This window comes from Aeromonas sp. HMWF015 (genome assembly GCF_963878965.1).
Classification (GTDB): domain Bacteria; phylum Pseudomonadota; class Gammaproteobacteria; order Enterobacterales; family Aeromonadaceae; genus Aeromonas; species Aeromonas veronii.
Map to the genome: position 1 here is coordinate 1 of NZ_CAWNZT010000349.1, position 19,782 is coordinate 19,782.

Below are 19,782 nucleotides of genomic sequence, written 5' to 3' on the forward strand. Positions count from 1 at the left end.
CCTTCGGAAAAACGGGTAATGAATACCAGATCTTCCGTAGAGTCGGATTGCTTCCAGCGCCAGCGTTGACGGTTCTGTTCCAGATCCCAGACGATGATGCCCTGGCTGATGCTGGAGACGATGGCCTGCTTGCCATCACTGGAGAGATCTGCGGTCAGCAGACCCGTGCTGGCGAGGGTCATTTGCTGGTTGGGTTGGGAGCTCTGCTCGCAACCGGTGAGCATTAAACAGAGGCTCACCAGATAAATGGCACTTTTTATCATTTTTGCGGTCTCACGCTTTTGTTACCTGCGATCACGGCGTTAGTATAAGGCGCTTATCACGATAAACCTCTCATTTCACGATGGAACCGAGAGCGGTATTTGGAGTTTGGAGAAACTGATGAACAAATTTCTGAAGGTGTCCCTGTTGGCGGCGGCCGTTGCCGTCGGTCTGACTGCTTGCCAAAAAGACGAGAAGCCTGCTGCGGCCAATACCGCCGAAGTGAAGGCAGAAGCCAGCAAGCCGGCAGAGGCGACCAAGGCCGAAGCCAAGAGCTTTGAAGAGCAATCTGGCTACGCAATTGGCCTCTCCATGGGTCGTTACATCGCCAATACCCTGGAGCGTCAGCAGGAACTGGGCATCAAACTGGACAACGCCGTGATCCTGAAAGGGGTGACTGACGGTCTGGGCAAAGAAGCCAAGATGACTGATGAAGAGATCCAGAAGGTACTGCAGGATTACGACGCCAAGATCAACGAGCTGACCAAGGCCAAGGCCGAGAAAGACGCCGTTGAGAATCTGAAGAAGGGCGAAGAGTTCCTGGCTGCCAACGCCAAGAAAGAGGGGGTGAAGAGCACTGAATCCGGCCTGCAGTACGTGGTCGAGAAGATGGGCACTGGCGCCAAGCCGAAATCTACCGATATCGTCAAGGTTCACTACACCGGTACCCTGACTGACGGCACCAAGTTCGACAGCTCCGTCGATCGCGGCGAGCCGGCTACCTTCCCGCTCAACCAGGTTATCCTGGGTTGGACTGAAGGTGTGCAACTGATGCCGGTTGGCTCCAAGTTCAAGTTCTTCCTGCCGTCCAAGCTGGCCTATGGCGAGCACGGTGCAGGCTCCATCCCGGCGAATGCCGTGCTGGTGTTTGACGTTGAGCTGCTGGCTATCGAGAAGCCGACTGCCGACGATGCCAAGAAGTAATCTTTTCTTGTAGTGAAAAACGGCTCCTTAAGGAGCCGTTTTTACTTGTGTATTCCCTGCAATCGCGGGATAACAGAGCTGTCTTGGCGTTGGGTTTGCGCGCGAAAATAAGGCAAAATAGATCGCAGAATCAAATACAAGGATGAGTCCAGTGGCTGAAAATAAATCGCGTGTCCTGCTGGTGGAAGATACCCGTAGTCTGGCGGTGGTCTATGAACAGTACCTGCGCCAGGAGGGGTACGAGGTGGTGCTGGCCGATTGTGGTCAGCAGGCGTTGGCGCAGTTGCTGGCAAGTCCTTCCCCCGTGGTGCTGCTGGATCTGGAGCTGCCGGATATGTCCGGTATGGATATTCTGCAGATGATCACCGAACAGCAACTGCCCTGCTCTGTGGTGGTGATCACCGCCCACGGCTCGGTGGATGTGGCGGTGGAGGCGATGCGCCTCGGAGCCTTCGATTTTCTGACCAAGCCGTTTGACAGCAAGCGGCTCTGCGCCACTGTTCGCAATGCCTTGAAACACCAGCAGTTGAGCTCGCTGGTTGCCCACTATCGGGAAAACTTCGAGCGTAGCTCCTTCTTCGGTTTTATCGGTGCCTCCATGTCGATGCAGGCGGTCTATCGCATCATCGAAAGCGCGGCGCCCAGCAAGGCGACCGTCTTTATCACTGGCGAGAGCGGCACCGGCAAAGAGGTGTGTGCCGAGGCGATTCACCAGTGCAGTCCCCGCAGCGAACAGCCCTTTATTGCCCTCAACTGCGCCGCCATTCCCCACGATTTGATGGAGAGCGAGATCTTCGGTCATGTGAAGGGCTCCTTTACCGGCGCCCAGGGGGATCGCAAAGGGGCAGCCAGTCTGGCCGATGGCGGTACCCTGTTTCTCGACGAGATCTGCGAGATGGATCTCGACCTGCAGAGCAAGCTGCTGCGCTTCATCCAGACCGGCACAGTGCAGCGGGTCGGCAGCGGCAAGCTCGAGACGGTGGATGTGCGCTTTATCTGCGCCACCAACCGGGATCCGCTGGTGGAGGTAAAAGCAGGCCGTTTTCGCGAGGATCTCTACTATCGGCTCCACGTCATTCCGCTTACCCTGCCGCCGCTGCGGGAGCGGGGTGAGGATATCCTGCTGCTAGCGCGTACCCTGCTGCAGAGCTACGCCAAGGAGGAGAACAAACGCTTCAAGGATTTTGATGTCGAGGCTGCGCGAGTGCTGCTCGACTACCCCTGGCCCGGCAACGTACGCGAGTTGCAAAACGTGGTACGCAATATCGTGGTGCTCAATGACAAGGAGCTGGTGAGCCCGGATATTCTGCCGCCACCGCTCAATGGGGTGCGCCCCCAGCTGCCGGCTGCGATTGCGGCAGCGGTGGCATCGGCTCCGGCCGCCACTGGCGTGGCCAACGGGCCAATTCGTCCGCTCTGGCTGGTGGAGAAAGAGGTGATCGAACAGGCCATCGCCAGCTGTGACGGCAATATTCCCAAGGCGGCGGCCCTGCTCGAGATCAGCCCCTCCACCATTTACCGTAAAAAGCAGGGGTGGGAGGAGTCCAATCGGGCCTGAACCATCTTGCCAGCAGAAAGGGCGGCTAGCGTGCCGCCCTTGCTATTTTGGGGATCAGAGTTTGGCGAGGCGCTTGAGGCGGGCCAGTCGTTCCCCCTCGTTGGCGCTGAACCAGCGGTCCTGCGATAGCAGAAACCAGGCGCGGGAGAAGTATTCCGCGGCCAGCGGATCGTCCAGCACCAAGGCATTCTCCCCCAGCTCCTCGAACAGATAACCATCCTCAGGTTCGCCTGCCTCGGCCATATCGGCCTTGAGCTGGTGCAGCTCTGCCAGTGCCTGCTGGTGCTGACCCTGGGCCCGGGTCAGGCGAGCCAGACTCCAGCGAGCGATAAACGCCTTGGCCGGCTGGTTATGCTGCAGATGCCAGGCCAGGCACTTCTGTTGCTGGATTTTCGCCTCATCAAAGCGGCCCAATTCGAACAGGGTCCAGCCCTGATTGTTGTAAAGGGGAGCCAGCCAGCCGCGCACCTTCTCGTCACTGCTGCGTTCCGCCAGCTCCATCGCCAGTTGATGCCAGCGGCTCTGCTCTTCCAGCGGCGCAGCGATGGCGATCATGTGAGCGGCGTCGATGGCGAGATAGGTTTCTTTCTCCTTGAGCCCCCATTGCCAGGCTTGTTCAAACAGCGGTTTGGCACTGGCTTTGTCGCCCGCCGAGTTAAAGGTGCGGCCTCGTTCCAGCAGGGCCCTGATCCGCGCTCTGGGGGTTTTATCGGTGAGGCGGGGCTCTATCTCGTCGAGCAGCTGATAGGCTTCGGCAAACTGGCGCTGCAGCGAGTGGGTGCGGGCAATTTGGGTCAGCAACTCCAGTTCGAGTTGCAGGTCGGCGGCGGCGCGCGCTTCGGGAAGACGGGTGTGAAAACGCAGGGCGCTGGCGGCGGGATCCTGATAATCCCACAGCGCCATGAAATCGGGCGGATTGTCCATTTGGCCTCCTTGCTGGTTATCCTGTCACCAAGATGCCTGCAGGCCATTGTTTGTACAAGGGGCGCCCGTCACAGAGCGCCCCTTGAGTCATGTTAACGGCTGTGACCAGTTGCTCAGTAGACCATAGCCAGGCTCATCAGCATCAGACCGAGGGCGGCAAAGGCCCCCTCCTTGATGGCGAGCCTTGGCACCAGCGCCTTGGGCAGGGCCGGAAACAGGCTCAGGGCAAAGCCAAGGCCCGGCATCAACCAGTGGAATGCCGGATCGCGCAGGGCGGGATCGGCGGCTCCATTGATGATGATCAGCAAAATAAACAGGGTGAAGGCGGGGAGGATAAACCAGCGTACCCCGCCGGCGGCGACCGCCCGCAGCGGCGAAATGCGATAGAGCAGCATGGTCACAAGGAACAGAACAAAAGGGGCCAGCAGATAGAGCGGAGCGGGGTTCATAACATCTTTCCTGAAAACTGATCGTCAAAAAACCGGTTGTCCGGTGCAAGAGGCGCGGGATTTAACCACTCTTCGCAGGTAATCACCAGCAGCCCGGGCCCGGGCTGTGAAGAGGATCCCGGATAAAGGTTTGCTAGCGCGTCTTAGTGCAACCAGAACCAGGCTGCTGCAAATCCCAGCCAGCTCAACACCAGCAAGATCCAAGGCAGGGGATGCTGATGGCTTACTTCAACCAGCTCCAGCTGATCGTCTTGCTCTTCGGTTTGTGGTGCGCCCTGTGGTTGCCTGGCTTTGGCCTGCAATTTTTTCTGGCGGCTCGCTTCACGGGCCCGCGCCTTCATCTGCTTCTTGTACTCGTCGATGCCTTTCTGGATCCCTTGCGCGATAAGCTGGGTCTGCTCCTTGGTCTGCCCCGGCTTCTGGTTGGCACGGGCAATTTTCATCGCCTCCTGCTGGGTCTCGGGGGAAATCTTGTCGTACTTGGCCATCAAATCATCTCCTCGGGCATGGCTGGCTGGGGAGTATGCCATAAAGGGGCGTATACGTGGCGCCTCCTTGGTGCGGGAGGGGCGCAAGTGAGTGACTGCTCAACAAAAAACCTGATAAATCAGCAGGAGGCTGGATGTTGGGCCGAAGATCACAATTAGCAGAATTTGTGAGTCATCGATGAAAAACGGTCATCTGTTGTTTGTTATATTGGCGCCCGACCCGCTGGACAGGGTTGATAAATAACAAAACAATCAAGGTGATATGGAAATGAATAATAACTTTATCAAAGGCGGCGTGGCACTGGCCGTGCTTGCTGCACTGACTGGCTGTAATACCTCTACCAATGACACCGTTGCACCCTGCACCGAAAATGTCTGCAAACTGACCATACTGCACACCAACGATACCCACGGCCGTTTCTGGCACAACGCTGAAAATGAGTATGGTATGGCTGCCCAGAAGACTCTGGTCGAGCAGCTGCGTGCCGATGCCAAGGCTGCTGGCAGTGACGTACTGGTGCTCTCCGGTGGTGATGTGAATACCGGCGTGCCGGAGTCCGATCTGCAGGATGCCGAGCCTGACTTCATGGCGATGAACAACATTCGTTACGATGCCATGGCAGTGGGCAACCATGAATTCGACAACCCCCTCAGCGTGCTGGAGAAGCAGCGCAAGTGGGCCCAGTTCCCCATGCTCTCGGCCAACATCTATGACAAAGCCAGCGGCAAACACTACTTTGACCCCTACAAGGTGTTCAAGCTGGAGAGCGGTCTCAAGGTTGCCGTACTGGGCCTGACCACCGAAGATACCGCCCAGCTGGTTGACCCCAACAACGTGCAGACCCTGGAGTTCCGCGATCCGACCAGCGAGGCGGCCAAACTGGGCCAGCAGATCCGCAGCAACAAGGAGGCCAATCTGGTCTTCGCCATCACTCACATGGGCCATTACGAGAATGGTCAGCACGGCAGCAATGCGCCGGGCGATGTAGAGATGGCTCGTGCACTTCCGGCAGGGACTCTGGATGCCATCATTGGGGGCCACTCCCAGAATCCAGTCTGTATGGAACCGGGTACCACCAACAAGTACGCCAATTTCAAACCGGGTGATAACTGCCAACCGGACCAGCAGAACGGCACCTGGATCATGCAGGCTCACGAGTGGGGCAAGTATGTGGGTCGTGCCCAGTTTGAGTACCAGAATGGCAAGTTGACCTTGACCAGCTATGACCTGATCCCGGTCAACCTCATCAAGCGCAACGCCAAGGGCGAAGCGATCGATGCCAACGGCGCCGTAACCAAGGACCCAGCCAAGATGCAGTTCGTACAGGACGAGATCACCAAGGATCCCGAGCTGTATAACACCCTGCTGGGTTATCAGGAGAAAGGTCAGCAAGAGCTGAATGTCGTCATTGGCTCGGCAGATGGCTTGCTGGTTGGTGATCGCAACTCGGTTCGCAACAAGCAGACCAACCTGGGTCGCCTCATCACCACGGCGACCAGCAGCAAGCTGGGTGTCGACTTTGGTATCGTCAACTCTGGCGGCGTCCGTGACAGCATCCCGGCCGGTGATATCACCTACCGCAGCGTGCTGCTGGTGCACCCGTTTGGCAACACGGTCAACAAGGCTGTCATGAAGGGAAGCGAGCTGGCGACCTATCTGGGCCAGGTGGCAAGCAAGACCCGCAATACCGGTGGTTATGCCCAGTTTGGCGGTATCAACATGGCGGTGGATTGCCAGGCCAAGAGCGTCAATATCACCAGTATCGGTGGCAAGGCGTTTGATCCGGCAGCGACTTACAGCTTCGCGATCCCGAGCTTCAGCGCCTCCGGTGGTGACGGCTATCCGAAGATCGATACCATCAACGCCGGGTTGGTGGATGCTGCAGTGCTGAAGGAGTACATCGAGATCAAGAAGACCATCAACGTGGCGGATTATCAGCCTGGCAATGAGGTGAGCTATCTGAACTCAGCCTCTTCCGAAGGGTGTAACTAAGCGCTGTCGATCAGGTATCGTCACAACAGTAGTCACACTCTGCTGTCTTCTTAAAAAAATCCCCAGGCATTACCTGGGGATTTTTTCGAACCGTTACGGAATTTTCCTTTCTATTGCATCATATCGTGTCTTGTCAGGCTTGCAGCCAGCTTTCGATGCTGCGCTGGATGCCTGCATCGTCCAGACCGAGCAGGGCATAGATCTCCTGCTGGGTGCCTTGTTCAACGAAGCGATCCGGCAGGCCGAGGTTGAGCACCGGCTTGCACTGTTTGCTGCGCATCAGCAGTTCGTTCACCGCCGAACCGGCGCCGCCCATGATGGCGTTGTCTTCGATGGTGACGAACTGATCGTGGCTGGCCGCCAGCGACAGCACCAGTGCCTCATCCATCGGTTTGACAAAGCGCATATCCACCAAGGTGGCATCCAGCACTTCGGCGGCCGCTTTGGCGTGGTGCAGCAAGGTGCCAAACGCCAGAATGGCAGTGCCCTTACCCTCTCGCAGGATTCGTCCCTTGCCGAGCTCCAGTGCCTGCATCTCTGACGAGATGGGGGCGTCGCTCAGGCTGCTGCCGCGCGGATAGCGCACTGCGGCAGGGCCCTGATGGAGATAGCCGGTATAGAGCATCTGGCGGCACTCATTCTCGTCAGATGGCGTCATCACCACCATGTTGGGCACGGTGCGCAGGAAGCTGATGTCGAACGCCCCCTGATGGGTCGGGCCATCGGCGCCCACCAGACCGGCCCGGTCGATGGCGAATAGCACCGGCAGATCTTGCAGCGCCACGTCGTGGATCACCTGATCGTAGGCGCGCTGCAGGAAGCTCGAATAGATGGCCACCACCGGCTTCTTGTCGGCGACGGCGAGACCCGCGGCGAAAGTGACCGCATGCTGCTCGGCAATGGCCACATCGAAGTAGCGATCCGGATACTGCTGGCTGAATTTTACCAGCCCCGAGCCTTCGCGCATGGCGGGGGTGATGCCGACCAGCTTTTCGTCTTTGGCGGCCATGTCGCACAGCCACTGGCCAAAGATGGCTGAGAAGGTGGGTTTGGCGCTGCTCGCCTTGGGCAGGGAGCAATCGTCAGGATTGAACTTGGGCACGGCGTGATAACCGATGGGGTCTTTCTCCGCCGGCTCGTAACCCTTTCCCTTCTTGGTTTTGACGTGCAGCAGTTGCGGGCCCTTGAGGTTGCGCATGTTGCGCAGGGTCTCGACCAGCGCCTCGATATCGTGACCGTCGATGGGGCCGATATAGTTGAAGCCGAACTCCTCGAACAGGGTGCCGGGCACAACCATCCCCTTGAGGTGCTCTTCGGCCCGCTTGGCCAGCTCCTTGACCGGTGGCAGGCCCGCCAGCACCTTCTTGCCACCTTCGCGGATGGTGGTGTAGAGCTTGCCGGACATGACCCGGGCCAGATGGTTGTTGAGCGCCCCGACATTCTCGGAGATGGACATCTCGTTGTCGTTGAGGATCACCAGCATGTCTTTATGGACATCGCCAGCGTGGTTGAGCGCTTCAAAGGCCATCCCTGCGGTAATGGCACCATCCCCGATCACTGCAACGACCTTGCGACCCAGCCCTTCACTCTCGGCGGCGACCGCCATACCGAGCGCCGCACCAATGGAGGTGCTGGAGTGGCCGACGGAGAGCACGTCGTACTCGCTTTCACCACGCCAGGGGAAGGGGTGCAGGCCATCCTTCTGCCGGATGGTGTGGATCTGGTCACGGCGCCCGGTCAGGATCTTGTGGGGATAGGCTTGATGGCCCACATCCCAGATCAGCCGATCGAACGGGGTGTTGTAGACGTAGTGCAGGGCCACGGTCAGTTCGACCGTGCCGAGACCGGAGGCAAAGTGTCCGCTGGAGCGGCTGACAGAGCGCAGCAGATATTCGCGCAGCTCGTTGCACAGCACCGGCAGCCGATCTTTGGGCAAGGAACGCAGCTCGACCGGAGTGTCCGCGAGGGCCAGGTTGGGGAAATTGCTAATATCAACGCTCATATTGTTACTGTTATCCAGCGTTTAGTGGGTTCGCTCGATGATGTAATCGGCAAACGCTTCCAGAATGTCGGTATTGTAGGGCAAGGATTGCAGGGCTGTTAAGGCTTTCCCATGCAGTTCGCGAGCCAGCTCACGGGCATTTTCGAGTCCGAGCAGGGCCGGATAGGTACTTTTCTCAAGCGCCAGGTCAGAACCTTGTGGCTTGCCCAGGGTGGCGGTATCACCTGTGATGTCGAGGATGTCATCCTGCACCTGAAAGGCGAGGCCAATGGCGGCGGCATAGGTTTGCAGTGCAGCCAGCGTGGCGTCATCGACATCGGCTTTGCACAGGGCGCCGAGCGCCACGGCACATTCAATCAGCGCACCGGTCTTGTGGCGGTGTACCTGCTCCAGTTCGGCAAGCGTGATCTGGCGACCTTCGGCCTGCAGATCCAGCGCCTGACCGCCACACATACCCAGATAGCCGGAGGCGCGGGCGAGGGTACTCAGCATCCGCACCCGGTTGGCCATCAAGGTATCGGGCATGGGGTGATCGGCCAGAATGGAGAACGCCAGGGTCTGCAGCGCATCACCGGCCAGAATGGCGGTTCCTTCGTCAAACGCCTTGTGAACGGTTGGCTGACCACGACGCAAGTCGTCGTTATCCATGGCGGGCAGGTCATCGTGCAGCAGGGAGTAGGCGTGGATGCACTCCACGGCAGCCGCGGGGCCATCCAGCAGTTCGCTCTTGACGCCCAGCATCTCGCCGACCGCGTAGACCAGAAACGGGCGAACCCGCTTGCCGCCCAGCAGCAAGCCATAACTCATGGCATCGCGCAGGCGCGGCGCCATGGCGGGCAAGGATTCAAGTTGTGCTGACAGACAGTCGTCAATACGCTGACGATGCAGACGGGAAAAATGGTCCAGCGCCACTCACTCCTCTCCTTGTTCTGGCTGGAAGGTGGCGAGCTGGTCACTGCCATCGGCTTGACTGAGCAGGATCTGGATCTTCTGTTCGGCCAGTTCCAGCTTCTGCTGACCGGCGCGAACCAGATGAACGCCCTGCTCGAACTGCTTGAGTGCCTCTTCCAGGGGTAGGGAACCTTGTTCCAGCTGATGAACGATGGTTTCCAGCTCTTCCAGAGTGGCATCAAAACTCAGACGGTCGATTTTTTTACTGGCCATGTCCATCCTCGGGGATTGAAAAAAACGGCTTATATTAACATCGACCGTCCATAGGGGGGAGGCAGAAAAGCACTGGCTCCTCAAACTCTCGCTAAACTGGCCGATAATGAGCCATCATTCTCAGTGGATGCATGCTTGCCGCTAGGGTCGCAATAGCAGAAAATTCAACAAACTATAATTAGGCATAAGAACCGGTGACAGGAGTAGGGACGTGGATCTAGGCAGTCTGATAGGGATAGTGCTGGGTTTCGGGGTGGTGGTGTACGGCATGCTGCTGGGTGGCCCCATGAGCATGTATGTGGATATGCCATCGGTCTACATCACCATCTTTGGTTCCATCTTCATTGCCATGATGAAATTTAACCTTGGCCAGTTTTTTTTGGCTATCAAGGTCGGTGGTAAAGCCTTTATGTACAAGGGCGACAAGCTCGATGATCTGATTACCAAAGCCGTCGAGCTGGCAGATGCCGCCCGCAAAGGGGGTTTTCTGGCACTGGAGGCCGCAGAGATCCCCAATGCATTTATGAAAAAAGGGATCGATATGCTGGTCGATGGTCACGATGCGAGCGTGGTGCGCACAGTGTTGGAGAAAGACATCGATTTGACGGCCGAACGTCATGCTATCGCGATCAAGGTATTTCGTTCTTTGGCTGATTTAGGGCCCGCCATGGGGATGATAGGTACGTTGGTGGGTCTGGTGGCCATGCTGGCCAACATGAGTGACCCCAAGTCGATCGGGCCTGCGATGGCGGTGGCCTTGCTTACCACTCTTTATGGCGCAGTGCTTGCCAACATGATTGCGATCCCGATTGCCGACAAGCTGGAGCTGCGCAGCGGAGAGGAGAAGCTCAGTCGTACCCTGATCCTCGATGCCATCATGGGGATTCAGGATGGCCAGAACCCGCGGGTGATCCAGTCCATGCTGCAAAACTATCTGAACCAGTCCAAACGCAATAACGGCGCCGAGTAAGGGGGCAACATGTCTGATTGCAAATGCCCACCGCCTGGCTTACCCGCGTACATGGGGACCTTTGCCGACCTCATGTCGCTGCTGATGTGTTTCTTCGTGCTGTTGCTCTCCTTTGCCGAGATGGATGTGCAGAAGTTCAAGCAAATCGCCGGCTCTATGGAGAAGGCATTCGGGGTACAGAACATCCTCGAAGTGAAAGATATTCCCAAGGGAACCTCGGTGATTGCCCAGGAGTTCAGGCCCGGTCGCCCTGAGCCCACGCCGATTGATACCGTGATGCAGCAAACCATCGATTTGACCCAGACCGAACTGGAGTTTCTGCCCGGCGAGTCGGATCAGGCCGGTGGTCAGGACAAGAGTGATGGCAAGCAGACGGGGGGCGATACCGCGCAGGATGCACAGAAGGCGCAGCAGCAGTCCAATACCCTGGCCAAAGCCCTCGCCGAACAGATGAAAGATCAGATCCAGGATGGCGCCATCGAAATTGAGGCGCTGGGCCAGCAGATCATCATCCGGATCAGGGAAAAAGCGTCGTTCCCGGCCGGTTCGGCATTTCTGCAGCCCCAGTTCTGGCCGGTCATTCGCAAGGTCGCGACCCTGCTCAAGGATGTGCCGGGTGAAATCACCATCTCTGGTCATACCGACAACGTGGCGACCGAAGATGAGCTGTTCCAGTCCAACTGGGAGCTGTCGTCGCAACGTGCGGTGGCGGTGGCGCACCAGATGCTGAAGGTCCCCGGTTTTGATCAGGGGCGACTGGTGGTGCAGGGGATGGCGGACTCCCAACCACTGGTGCCCAATACCACCCCAGAAAATCGTCGGATGAACCGGCGGGTGGAGATCGCCATCATGCAGGGCAAACCGACTGTTTCGTCCCCCATTTCCGTACCGGAAGGGAAGTAAGCGAGGGGAATGTCGATGACGCAAGTGGGATCTGCATCAGGGGGCTGACGTGGATTTTGTGTTGGCTTCATATTAAGATGCCTCATCCGAACCGATTGCTGCGGCCTCCTTGCAGATGGCCGCAGTTTCTATTTTCAAGCAACCCAGGTTTCGACTATGAATCATACTCCGATGACTGTTCGCGGCGCTGAGAAGCTGCGCGAAGAGCTCGATTATCTCAAGACCGAGCTTCGTCCCCAGATTATCGAAGCGATTGCCGATGCCCGTGAGCACGGTGATCTGAAGGAAAACGCCGAATACCATGCCGCTCGCGAGCAGCAGGGGTTCTGTGAAGGTCGCATTCAGGAGATTGAAGCCAAGCTCTCCAATGCGCAGGTGATCGATGTCACCAAGATGACCAACAACGGCCGCGTTATTTTTGGCGCGACTGTGACTCTGCTCAAGAGCGAGACAGAGGAAGAGGTGGTCTACCGCATCGTGGGTGATGATGAGGCTGATATCAAACAAAACCTCATCTCTGTCAACTCCCCCATTGCCCGCGCCCTGATTGGCAAGGAAGTGGACGATGTTGCAATCGTCAAGACCCCGGGCGGTGATGTGGAATACGAAGTACTGGAAGTCGCTTATATCTAAGCGAATGCTACAGACGATGAAACAGGGGGGCTGGTGCTCCCCTGTTTGTCTTTATCTATATGATTATTGATAAAAATCAGGACAGATACGCCTCGGTAAAGGCGTCCTGATGACGCTGAAACAACCAGTGGCGCAGCCGTTCTATGTTGCTCTCGCTCATTTGAAAGCTCAGCGCCCAGGTGGCATGGTCGGCATTGGCTTTTATGCGCCTTACCAGTCGTCCCTGCAGTGGAAGAGGGTCCTCTTGCTCGATACAGAGCTCGCCGTTGATGGGAGTATCGGCCACCATGTCGATGGGCAAATTTTCCACGATGAGGCCGTTGAGGGAGAGGCTGAGTACCTGAAACAGGCCCAGCTCGCTGCATAGCTTGGCTTTTTGGGTGAGACGCCAGGCGCGCGGTTGCGCAAATCCCAGCTCCCTGATGACCGGTGCAGATAACCGGGGCTCGACGAAGCCATCTTCCCCTTGGGTAAAGCTCAGGGGAAAACGCAGCTGATGGCCTGCGAAGCGGGCTTCGAGTGCAAGGTGTTCGGCTTTTTGCAGCAAGCCAAGCATGGGGGCATCGAGGTGACCACTCAGAACATGGGTGTCCTGATTGCTCCCCAAGTCCCGCAGCATGGCCAGCTCATCGTCGGTCAGAATAGGATGGTGAGCCATAATGCGTGTCCGGAAGTATTCATCGCAGGTTAAGGGCTTTGCGACTACTTTGGCAAGCGACTCGGGAATAAGTGGAATAAGGAAAGAGCGATGCTCTTTCCTTTTACTTGCGGGGCAGCTGGATTTTGGGTTCGTTGGCTTGACGATAAATGGTCAGCACATGACCCATGCTTTGCACCTTGATTGAACCGGTTTCACGGACGATAGCATCCATAACCAGTTGTTTCATTTCGCGATCTTCAGAGGCAACCTTAACCTTGATCAGCTCGTGATGGTTCAGTGCCAGATCGATCTCTGCCAGTACACCTTCGGTCAGACCATGCTGACCCAGCAGGACGACAGGCTTGAGGCTATGGGCAAGGCCCTTGAGGTACTGTTTCTGTTTATTGTTGAGAATCATCGCAATTTCTTCATAAGTCAGGGTTGAAAGGGGCGTATTCTACCCCCACTTAGCCCTTAATACTAATAACCCTTGTGGTTTTTTAAAGTCGATTATCATGACCCAGAAAAAACGTTCCCCCAGTTCAACTCGCTGGTTAAAAGAACATTTCGACGATCAATACGTCAAAAAAGCCCAGAAAATGGGCCTGCGTTCTCGTGCTGTTTTCAAGATTGACGAGATCCAGGGCAAGGATCGCTTGCTGAAACATGGCATGACCGTAGTGGATTTGGGTGCAGCCCCCGGTGGTTGGTCCCAGTTCGCGGTTGAACAGGTTGGTGATTCGGGTCGCGTCATCGCATGTGACATTTTGCCGATGGATCCCATTGCAGGTGTCGATTTCCTGCAAGGGGACTTTCGGGAGGAAACTGTACTCGGCGCTTTGCTGGAGCGAGTGGGTCCCGACAAGGTCGATGTCGTGATGTCTGATATGGCGCCCAACATGAGCGGTACCCAGCAGGTGGATCAGGCTCGCGCCATGTATCTGGTCGAGCTGGCGCTGGACATGTGCAATCAGGTATTGCGTAGTGACGGCAGTTTCGTAGTGAAGGTGTTTCAGGGAGAGGGCTTTGATGCCTATCTCAATGAAATTCGTAAACTTTTCTCCGCTGTCAAAATTCGTAAACCAGACTCATCCCGCGCCAGATCACGGGAAGTCTACATTGTGGCTACCGGTTTTAAACTGTAGTACCCTAACCTTCATCGTTAACTGTCAGTCTGCGAGGTTACTGATTTGAGTGACATGGCGAAAAACTTAATCCTGTGGCTGGTCATCGCCGTCGTTTTGATGTCGGTGTTCAATAGCTTCAGCCCCAGCGATACCACCAGTCGCCAGCTGGACTATTCCAGCTTCGTTAAAGAGGTGACCCAAGAGCAGATCCGTGAAGTGCGGATGGACGGTAAGGTCATTAATGGCGTCAAGCGTACTGGTGAACGATTCACCACCATCATCCCTGCGCCGGATCCCCAGCTGCTCAACGACATGCTCAATCACAATGTCAAAGTGATGGGCGAAAAGCCGGAAGAGCCGTCTCTGTTGACCTCTATCTTCATCTCCTGGTTCCCGATGCTGCTGCTGATCGGTGTCTGGGTCTTCTTCATGCGTCAGATGCAGGGCGGCGGTGGCAAAGGTGCCATGTCGTTCGGCAAGAGCAAGGCTCGCCTCATGAGCGAAGATCAGATCAAGACCACCTTTGCTGACGTTGCAGGTTGCGATGAAGCCAAGGAAGAGGTGAAAGAGCTGGTCGACTATCTGCGCGACCCGAGCAAATTCCAGAAACTGGGTGGCAAGATCCCGACCGGTGTGCTGCTGGTTGGTCCTCCCGGTACCGGTAAGACCTTGCTGGCCAAGGCTATTGCGGGCGAGGCCAAGGTGCCGTTCTTCACCATCTCAGGTTCCGATTTCGTAGAGATGTTCGTCGGTGTTGGTGCCTCCCGGGTGCGTGACATGTTCGAACAGGCCAAGAAATCTTCCCCCTGCATCATCTTCATCGATGAAATTGATGCGGTCGGTCGCCAGCGTGGCGCCGGTCTGGGTGGTGGTCATGATGAACGTGAGCAGACCCTTAACCAGATGCTGGTCGAGATGGATGGCTTTGAAGGCAATGAAGGCATCATCGTCATTGCTGCCACCAACCGTCCTGACGTACTGGATCCGGCACTGCTGCGTCCGGGCCGTTTCGACCGTCAGGTGGTGGTCGGTCTGCCGGATGTTCGTGGTCGCGAGCAGATCCTGAAAGTGCACATGCGCAAAGTTCCGTTGGCGGATGATGTCAATCCGGCGCTGATTGCCCGTGGTACCCCCGGTTTCTCCGGTGCGGATTTGGCCAACCTGGTCAACGAAGCAGCCCTCTTCTCTGCCCGCGAGAGTCGCCGAGTGGTCTCCATGGCCGAGTTCGAGAAGGCCAAGGACAAGATCATGATGGGTGCGGAACGCCGCTCCATGGTGATGAAAGAGTCCGAAAAAGAGATGACTGCGTATCATGAAGCCGGTCACGCCATCATTGGTCGTCTCGTTCCTGACCATGACCCGGTTTACAAGGTCTCCATCATTCCGCGCGGTCGTGCGCTGGGTGTGACCATGTATCTGCCGGAGCAGGATCGCTGGAGCCACTCCAAGCAGCATCTGGAGTCGATGATCTCCAGCCTGTATGGCGGTCGTCTGGCAGAAGAGCTGATCTATGGTGCCGAGAAGGTTTCTACTGGAGCTTCCAACGACATCGAGCGGGCGACCGACATTGCACGCAAGATGGTGACCCAGTGGGGTATGTCCGAGCGTCTCGGCCCGATGCTCTACGCGGAAGAAGATGGCGAGGTGTTCCTCGGTCGCAGCATGGCCAAGGCCAAGCACATGTCCGACGATACCGCTCGCGTTATCGATGCCGAGGTCAAGCAGGTCATCGACCGCAACTACGCCCGTTCCAAGCAGATCCTGCTGGATAACATGGACGTGTTGCACAGCATGAAAGATGCGCTGATGAAGTACGAGACCATCGACGCCAAACAGATCGATGATCTGATGGCGCGTCGCGAGGTACGTGCTCCGAGCAACTGGCATGACGAGCACGGTGATACCCCGCAAGGCGGTTCCACTGTGGCTGCCGAAGCCAAGCCTGCCGATGAGGCTGCACCGGTGGCGGATGTCACTATCGACAAAGCCAACGACGCTCCGGCCAAATAATCGTGACTCTCCAAACCCCGGGCTTGCCCGGGGTTTTTCTTTATCAGATGGACGTGAAAATGCAGTTAACCAGCAAGGGGCTCAGCCTCTCTCTCGATCGTCCCCATGTGATGGGGATCCTCAATGTAACGCCCGACTCCTTCTCCGATGGTGGCAATTTCAACCAGTTTGAACGGGCCATGGCCCATGCGCGCCAGATGGTCTCTGACGGTGCGACCCTCATCGACATCGGTGGCGAGTCAACCCGCCCTGGTGCGCCTGATGTGAGCGAGCAGGAGGAGCTGGACAGGGTCATTCCGGTCGTGGAACAGATGGTCCGTGGGCTGGATGTGATGATCTCCCTCGATACCTCCAAAGCGGTTGTGATGCGGGAGGGTTGCAAGGCGGGGGCCCATCTGATCAACGATGTGCGGGCTCTGCAAGAGCCTGGAGCACTGCAGGCCGCGGCTGAGGCTGCTGTCCCTGTCTGCCTGATGCATATGCAGGGGCAGCCGAGAACCATGCAAGTCGAGCCCCACTATGATGACCTGATCGGGGAGGTACGCGCCTTTTTTGATGAACGCATTGCGGCTTGCCTGGCGGTCGGGATCCGTCGTGAAGAGCTGTTGCTGGATCCGGGATATGGCTTTGGCAAAACCCTTGCACACAACTATCAGCTGTTGGCGGCTCAAAAGGAACTGCTTGATTATGGCTTGCCGCTATTGGTGGGGATGTCGCGAAAGTCTATGATAGGCAACCTGCTGTGCCGTCCGGTGGATGAGCGTCTGGCGGGCAGTCTGGCATGCGCCCTTATCGGTATGCAGCATGGGGCCCGCATCATCAGGGTACACGATGTACGGGAGACCATGGACGCATTGCGCGTCGGTTGGCTGGCAATGACGGGACAAGATTTTATTTCCAGATAATAAAGAGAACAGACAATGGCAAGAAAGTATTTCGGTACCGATGGTGTGCGCGGCAAGGTTGGCGAATACCCGATCACTCCTGATTTTGTAATGAAATTGGGTTGGGCTGCAGGCAAGGTGCTCTCCAAGAAGGGCACCAAAAAGGTGCTGATTGGCAAAGATACCCGCATCTCCGGTTACATGCTGGAATCCGCGCTGGAAGCGGGGCTCTCTGCGGCAGGCCTCAAGGCCATTTTGATGGGGCCGATGCCCACGCCGGCGGTTGCCTACCTGACACGCACCTTCCGTGCCGAAGCCGGCATCGTCATCAGCGCTTCCCACAATCCCTTCTACGACAACGGCATCAAGTTTTTCTCCGCCGATGGCACCAAGCTGCCCGATGATGTCGAGCTGGCGATCGAAGCCGAGCTGGATCACGAGCTCAAGTGTGTCGAGTCGGCCGAACTTGGCAAAGCGGTGCGCATTGATGATGCCGCCGGTCGCTATATCGAATTCTGCAAGAGCACCTTCCCCTCCCACATGAATCTGGATGGGGTGAAAATGGTGGTCGATTGTGGTCACGGTGCCACTTACCACATTGCGCCGTCGGTTTTCCGCGAGCTCGGTGCTGAAGTGATCACCATGGGCTGTGCCCCGGATGGTCTCAATATCAACGATGGTGTCGGTTCGACTGCACCTGACGCTCTGGTTGCCAAGGTGCTGGAGTGCAAGGCTGATCTGGGGGTTGCCTTTGATGGTGATGGTGACCGTCTGATCATGGTCGACCATACCGGCTATCTCATCGACGGTGATGAAGTGCTCTATATCATCGCGCGCGATGCCCTGCGCAATGGTCGCCTCAAAGGCGGTGTCGTCGGCACTCTGATGGCTAACATGGGTCTGGAGCTGGCGCTGCAAACCCTGGGCATTCCGTTTGCCCGTGCCAAGGTGGGTGACCGCTATGTGCTGGAGATGATGGAAGAGAAGGGCTGGCGTATCGGTGGCGAGAACTCCGGCCACATCATCTGCCTGGATCAGACCACTACGGGTGATGGCATCGTCGCCGCCTTGCAGGTGCTTACCGCCATGCGCAGCGCCGAGATGCCGCTGGCCAAGCTGCGCTCCGGCATGAGCAAGTTCCCGCAGGTGCTGGTGAATGTTCGTTTTGCCGAAGGCAAGGATCCGCTGGCCGCTGATGCTGTCATGGCTGAGGTTGCCAAGGTGGAACAGGAGCTGGCTGGCCGTGGTCGCGTACTGTTGCGTAAATCAGGTACCGAACCGCTGATCCGGGTCATGGTCGAAGGGGAGCATGAACAGCAGGTGCGTGACATGGCTCAGCGCATCGCCAAGCAGGTTGAATCGGCGTTTTAATGAACAACCAGGGCGGCTTTTTAGCCGCCCTGGTTGTATCTTGTTCAAACGATTCAAAAAATTAAAAATAGCACTTGTCAGCTGAGCATCCTCTGGATATTATCAGCCCCGCTTTCGCAAGGGAGTTGCCGATGGGACATCGCAAGCCGTTTGTAGCAGCCAACTGGAAGTTGCACGGTAGTAGGTCGCAGTTAGAGCAGTTTACGAGTCAGTGTCTAAACGGCGTTGACGGAAAAGTAGATGTGGTTCTCTGTCCTTCCCATGTGCATCTCGACTTTACCGCTTCACTGCTCAACGAGCAGAAAGTAATAAAGTTGGGGGCTCAGAATGTGAGTCAGCACGCCACTGGCGCTTACACTGGAGAAATTTCGTGTCAGATGCTGGTTGAGGCAAGGTGTCGTTACGTATTGGTAGGGCACTCCGAGCGCAGGCGTCTCTTTGGTGAGACCAGTTTTATCGTCGCAGAGAAGTTTGCGGCAGCCAGAGCGGCAGGCTTGATTCCCATCCTATGTTTAGGTGAATCAGGTGCGGCGAGGCAGGCGAGAAGAGCCTTCGAGGTGATCGCTGAAGAGCTGGATATCGTCATAGAGAAAAATGGCGCGATGGCTTTCGATAATGCTATCATCGCCTACGAGCCGATTTGGGCTGTAGGTACAGGTAAATGCGCCACACCCGAGCAGGCACAAGAGGTTCATTCCTTTATACGTGGTCGCTTGGCGGAGGATACTCCGGTAATAGGTGAGAAAGTTAGAATCATCTATGGTGGGAGCGTAACGCCGAGCAACGCGAGAGATTTGTTTGCACAGCCCGACATTGATGGCGGACTGATTGGCGGAGCAAGCCTCGATAGCGATGCGTTTTTAGGAATTGTTGAAGCGGCAAAGGGTGCAAGTTAAATGTACGAGATTCTTTTAGTCGTTTATCTGCTGGTTTCACTGGCTCTGATTGGTCTGGTGATGATTCAGCAAGGTAAAGGGGCTGATATGGGCGCCTCCTTCGGCGCAGGGGCATCGAACACAGTATTCGGCTCCGGTGGTTCAGGCAGTTTCCTGACCCGAACAACAGCAATTTTGGCTACTCTGTTTTTCGTTATCAGCCTGGTGCTCGGATCTATGTCCAGCAACAAGATAAAACAGGGTAGTGAGTGGGAAAATCTGCAACAAACCCAACAGGTTGAGCAGAGCAACGCGCCAGTGAAGAAAGATACTGACGTTCCCGAGTAAGAGTTTTGCCGTGGTGGTGGAATTGGTAGACACGCTATCTTGAGGGGGTAGTGCTCTAGGGTGTGCGGGTTCGAGTCCCGCCCACGGCACCAATTAAGCAGTGAGCTCGGGAAACCGAGTGTATTATAGCCAGTCAGTCTTGTATCGAGAGAGTGAAGTGGCTATAATCTCGCACGATTTCGGACGCGGGGTGGAGCAGCATGGTAGCTCGTCGGGCTCATAACCCGAAGGTCGTCGGTTCAAATCCGGCCCCCGCAA

At 56.8% G+C, this 19,782-nt stretch carries 20 protein-coding genes, 2 tRNA genes and 1 pseudogene; 14 read left to right on the forward strand and 9 right to left on the reverse strand.

Going from position 1 to position 19,782, the window contains the following annotated elements; genetic code table 11:
• Window positions 1–263, reverse strand: a pseudogene (locus AACS18_RS17530) (hypothetical protein); the annotation flags it as partial.
• Between the two features lie 118 nt (window positions 264–381).
• Between AACS18_RS17530 and fkpA the strand changes: the two are divergent.
• Both fkpA and AACS18_RS17540 read left to right on the forward strand, forming a co-directional pair.
• A complete protein-coding gene (fkpA, locus tag AACS18_RS17535; RefSeq protein ID WP_108612874.1) occupies window positions 382–1,185 on the forward strand; it encodes an FKBP-type peptidyl-prolyl cis-trans isomerase in 804 nt (267 codons plus the stop codon).
• A 151-nt stretch (window positions 1,186–1,336) separates the two neighbouring features.
• Window positions 1,337–2,743, forward strand: coding sequence for a sigma-54-dependent transcriptional regulator (locus AACS18_RS17540; protein ID WP_108612875.1), 1,407 nt, complete (start codon window positions 1,337–1,339; stop codon window positions 2,741–2,743).
• A 54-nt stretch (window positions 2,744–2,797) separates the two neighbouring features.
• Here the strand turns inward: AACS18_RS17540 and AACS18_RS17545 are convergent, their stop codons facing one another.
• From AACS18_RS17545 to AACS18_RS17555, 3 genes are all read right to left on the reverse strand, one after another.
• Entirely contained in the window at window positions 2,798–3,667 is an 870-nt protein-coding gene (locus AACS18_RS17545; RefSeq protein ID WP_108612876.1) for a hypothetical protein, read from the reverse strand.
• A 113-nt stretch (window positions 3,668–3,780) separates the two neighbouring features.
• Entirely contained in the window at window positions 3,781–4,116 is a 336-nt protein-coding gene (locus AACS18_RS17550) for a hypothetical protein (protein ID WP_005358483.1), read from the reverse strand.
• A 143-nt stretch (window positions 4,117–4,259) separates the two neighbouring features.
• The gene (locus AACS18_RS17555; protein WP_005349520.1) at window positions 4,260–4,604 is read right to left on the reverse strand and encodes a DUF2956 domain-containing protein; all 345 of its coding nucleotides are present in this window, start codon (window positions 4,602–4,604) and stop codon (window positions 4,260–4,262) included.
• 268 nt (window positions 4,605–4,872) lie between these two features.
• Here AACS18_RS17555 and ushA point away from each other — a divergent pair, with 268 nt between their 5' ends.
• Window positions 4,873–6,597: a bifunctional UDP-sugar hydrolase/5'-nucleotidase UshA gene (gene ushA / locus AACS18_RS17560; protein WP_108612877.1), complete on the forward strand. Its 1,725-nt coding sequence runs from the start codon at window positions 4,873–4,875 to the stop codon at window positions 6,595–6,597.
• Window positions 6,598–6,730: 133 nt separating this feature from the next.
• Here the strand turns inward: ushA and dxs are convergent, their stop codons facing one another.
• From dxs to xseB, 3 genes are read right to left on the reverse strand one after another with little or no spacing between them, the layout of a single operon-like run.
• Window positions 6,731–8,599, reverse strand: coding sequence for a 1-deoxy-D-xylulose-5-phosphate synthase (dxs, locus tag AACS18_RS17565; protein WP_108612878.1), 1,869 nt, complete (start codon window positions 8,597–8,599; stop codon window positions 6,731–6,733).
• Between the two features lie 21 nt (window positions 8,600–8,620).
• Entirely contained in the window at window positions 8,621–9,511 is an 891-nt protein-coding gene (gene ispA / locus AACS18_RS17570) for a (2E,6E)-farnesyl diphosphate synthase (protein WP_042080637.1), read from the reverse strand.
• Window positions 9,512–9,763, reverse strand: coding sequence for an exodeoxyribonuclease VII small subunit (gene xseB / locus AACS18_RS17575; RefSeq protein WP_040068599.1), 252 nt, complete (start codon window positions 9,761–9,763; stop codon window positions 9,512–9,514).
• A 211-nt stretch (window positions 9,764–9,974) separates the two neighbouring features.
• Between xseB and pomA the strand changes: the two genes are divergently transcribed.
• The 3 genes from pomA to greA all read left to right on the forward strand — a co-directional run bounded on the left by pomA (window position 9,975) and on the right by greA (window position 12,269).
• On the forward strand, window positions 9,975–10,733 hold the full coding sequence (pomA, locus tag AACS18_RS17580; protein WP_108542214.1) for a flagellar motor protein PomA: 759 nt from the start codon (window positions 9,975–9,977) through the stop codon (window positions 10,731–10,733).
• Between the two features lie 9 nt (window positions 10,734–10,742).
• On the forward strand, window positions 10,743–11,636 hold the full coding sequence (locus AACS18_RS17585; RefSeq protein WP_108612879.1) for a flagellar motor protein MotB: 894 nt from the start codon (window positions 10,743–10,745) through the stop codon (window positions 11,634–11,636).
• Between the two features lie 156 nt (window positions 11,637–11,792).
• Window positions 11,793–12,269: a transcription elongation factor GreA gene (gene greA / locus AACS18_RS17590; RefSeq protein WP_005338833.1), complete on the forward strand. Its 477-nt coding sequence runs from the start codon at window positions 11,793–11,795 to the stop codon at window positions 12,267–12,269.
• A 76-nt stretch (window positions 12,270–12,345) separates the two neighbouring features.
• Here the strand turns inward: greA and AACS18_RS17595 are convergent, their stop codons facing one another.
• Together AACS18_RS17595 and yhbY are read right to left on the reverse strand one after the other, a co-directional pair.
• Complete coding sequence (locus AACS18_RS17595; protein WP_108612880.1) at window positions 12,346–12,927, reverse strand: PilZ domain-containing protein; 582 nt, start codon at window positions 12,925–12,927, stop codon at window positions 12,346–12,348.
• Between the two features lie 103 nt (window positions 12,928–13,030).
• Window positions 13,031–13,327, reverse strand: a complete 297-nt coding sequence (gene yhbY / locus AACS18_RS17600; protein WP_005338829.1) for a ribosome assembly RNA-binding protein YhbY — start codon at window positions 13,325–13,327, stop codon at window positions 13,031–13,033.
• 97 nt (window positions 13,328–13,424) lie between these two features.
• Between yhbY and rlmE the strand changes: the two genes are divergently transcribed.
• The 8 genes from rlmE (at window position 13,425) to AACS18_RS17640 (ending at window position 19,782) form a co-directional block, all read left to right on the forward strand.
• Window positions 13,425–14,054 carry a 23S rRNA (uridine(2552)-2'-O)-methyltransferase RlmE gene (rlmE, locus tag AACS18_RS17605; protein ID WP_005338828.1) on the forward strand — a complete coding sequence of 210 codons (630 nt, stop codon included), beginning with the start codon at window positions 13,425–13,427 and terminating at the stop codon, window positions 14,052–14,054.
• 45 nt (window positions 14,055–14,099) lie between these two features.
• Window positions 14,100–16,046: an ATP-dependent zinc metalloprotease FtsH gene (gene ftsH / locus AACS18_RS17610; protein WP_005343537.1), complete on the forward strand. Its 1,947-nt coding sequence runs from the start codon at window positions 14,100–14,102 to the stop codon at window positions 16,044–16,046.
• Window positions 16,047–16,105: 59 nt separating this feature from the next.
• On the forward strand, window positions 16,106–16,951 hold the full coding sequence (gene folP / locus AACS18_RS17615) for a dihydropteroate synthase (protein WP_108612881.1): 846 nt from the start codon (window positions 16,106–16,108) through the stop codon (window positions 16,949–16,951).
• 15 nt (window positions 16,952–16,966) lie between these two features.
• Window positions 16,967–18,301 carry a phosphoglucosamine mutase gene (gene glmM, locus AACS18_RS17620; RefSeq protein ID WP_005338823.1) on the forward strand — a complete coding sequence of 445 codons (1,335 nt, stop codon included), beginning with the start codon at window positions 16,967–16,969 and terminating at the stop codon, window positions 18,299–18,301.
• Between the two features lie 131 nt (window positions 18,302–18,432).
• A complete protein-coding gene (tpiA, locus tag AACS18_RS17625; protein ID WP_108612882.1) occupies window positions 18,433–19,197 on the forward strand; it encodes a triose-phosphate isomerase in 765 nt (254 codons plus the stop codon).
• Entirely contained in the window at window positions 19,198–19,524 is a 327-nt protein-coding gene (gene secG, locus AACS18_RS17630) for a preprotein translocase subunit SecG (RefSeq protein ID WP_108612883.1), read from the forward strand.
• Window positions 19,525–19,531: 7 nt separating this feature from the next.
• Window positions 19,532–19,616: transfer RNA gene (locus tag AACS18_RS17635), tRNA-Leu, on the forward strand.
• 92 nt (window positions 19,617–19,708) lie between these two features.
• Window positions 19,709–19,782 (forward strand) — tRNA-Met (locus tag AACS18_RS17640).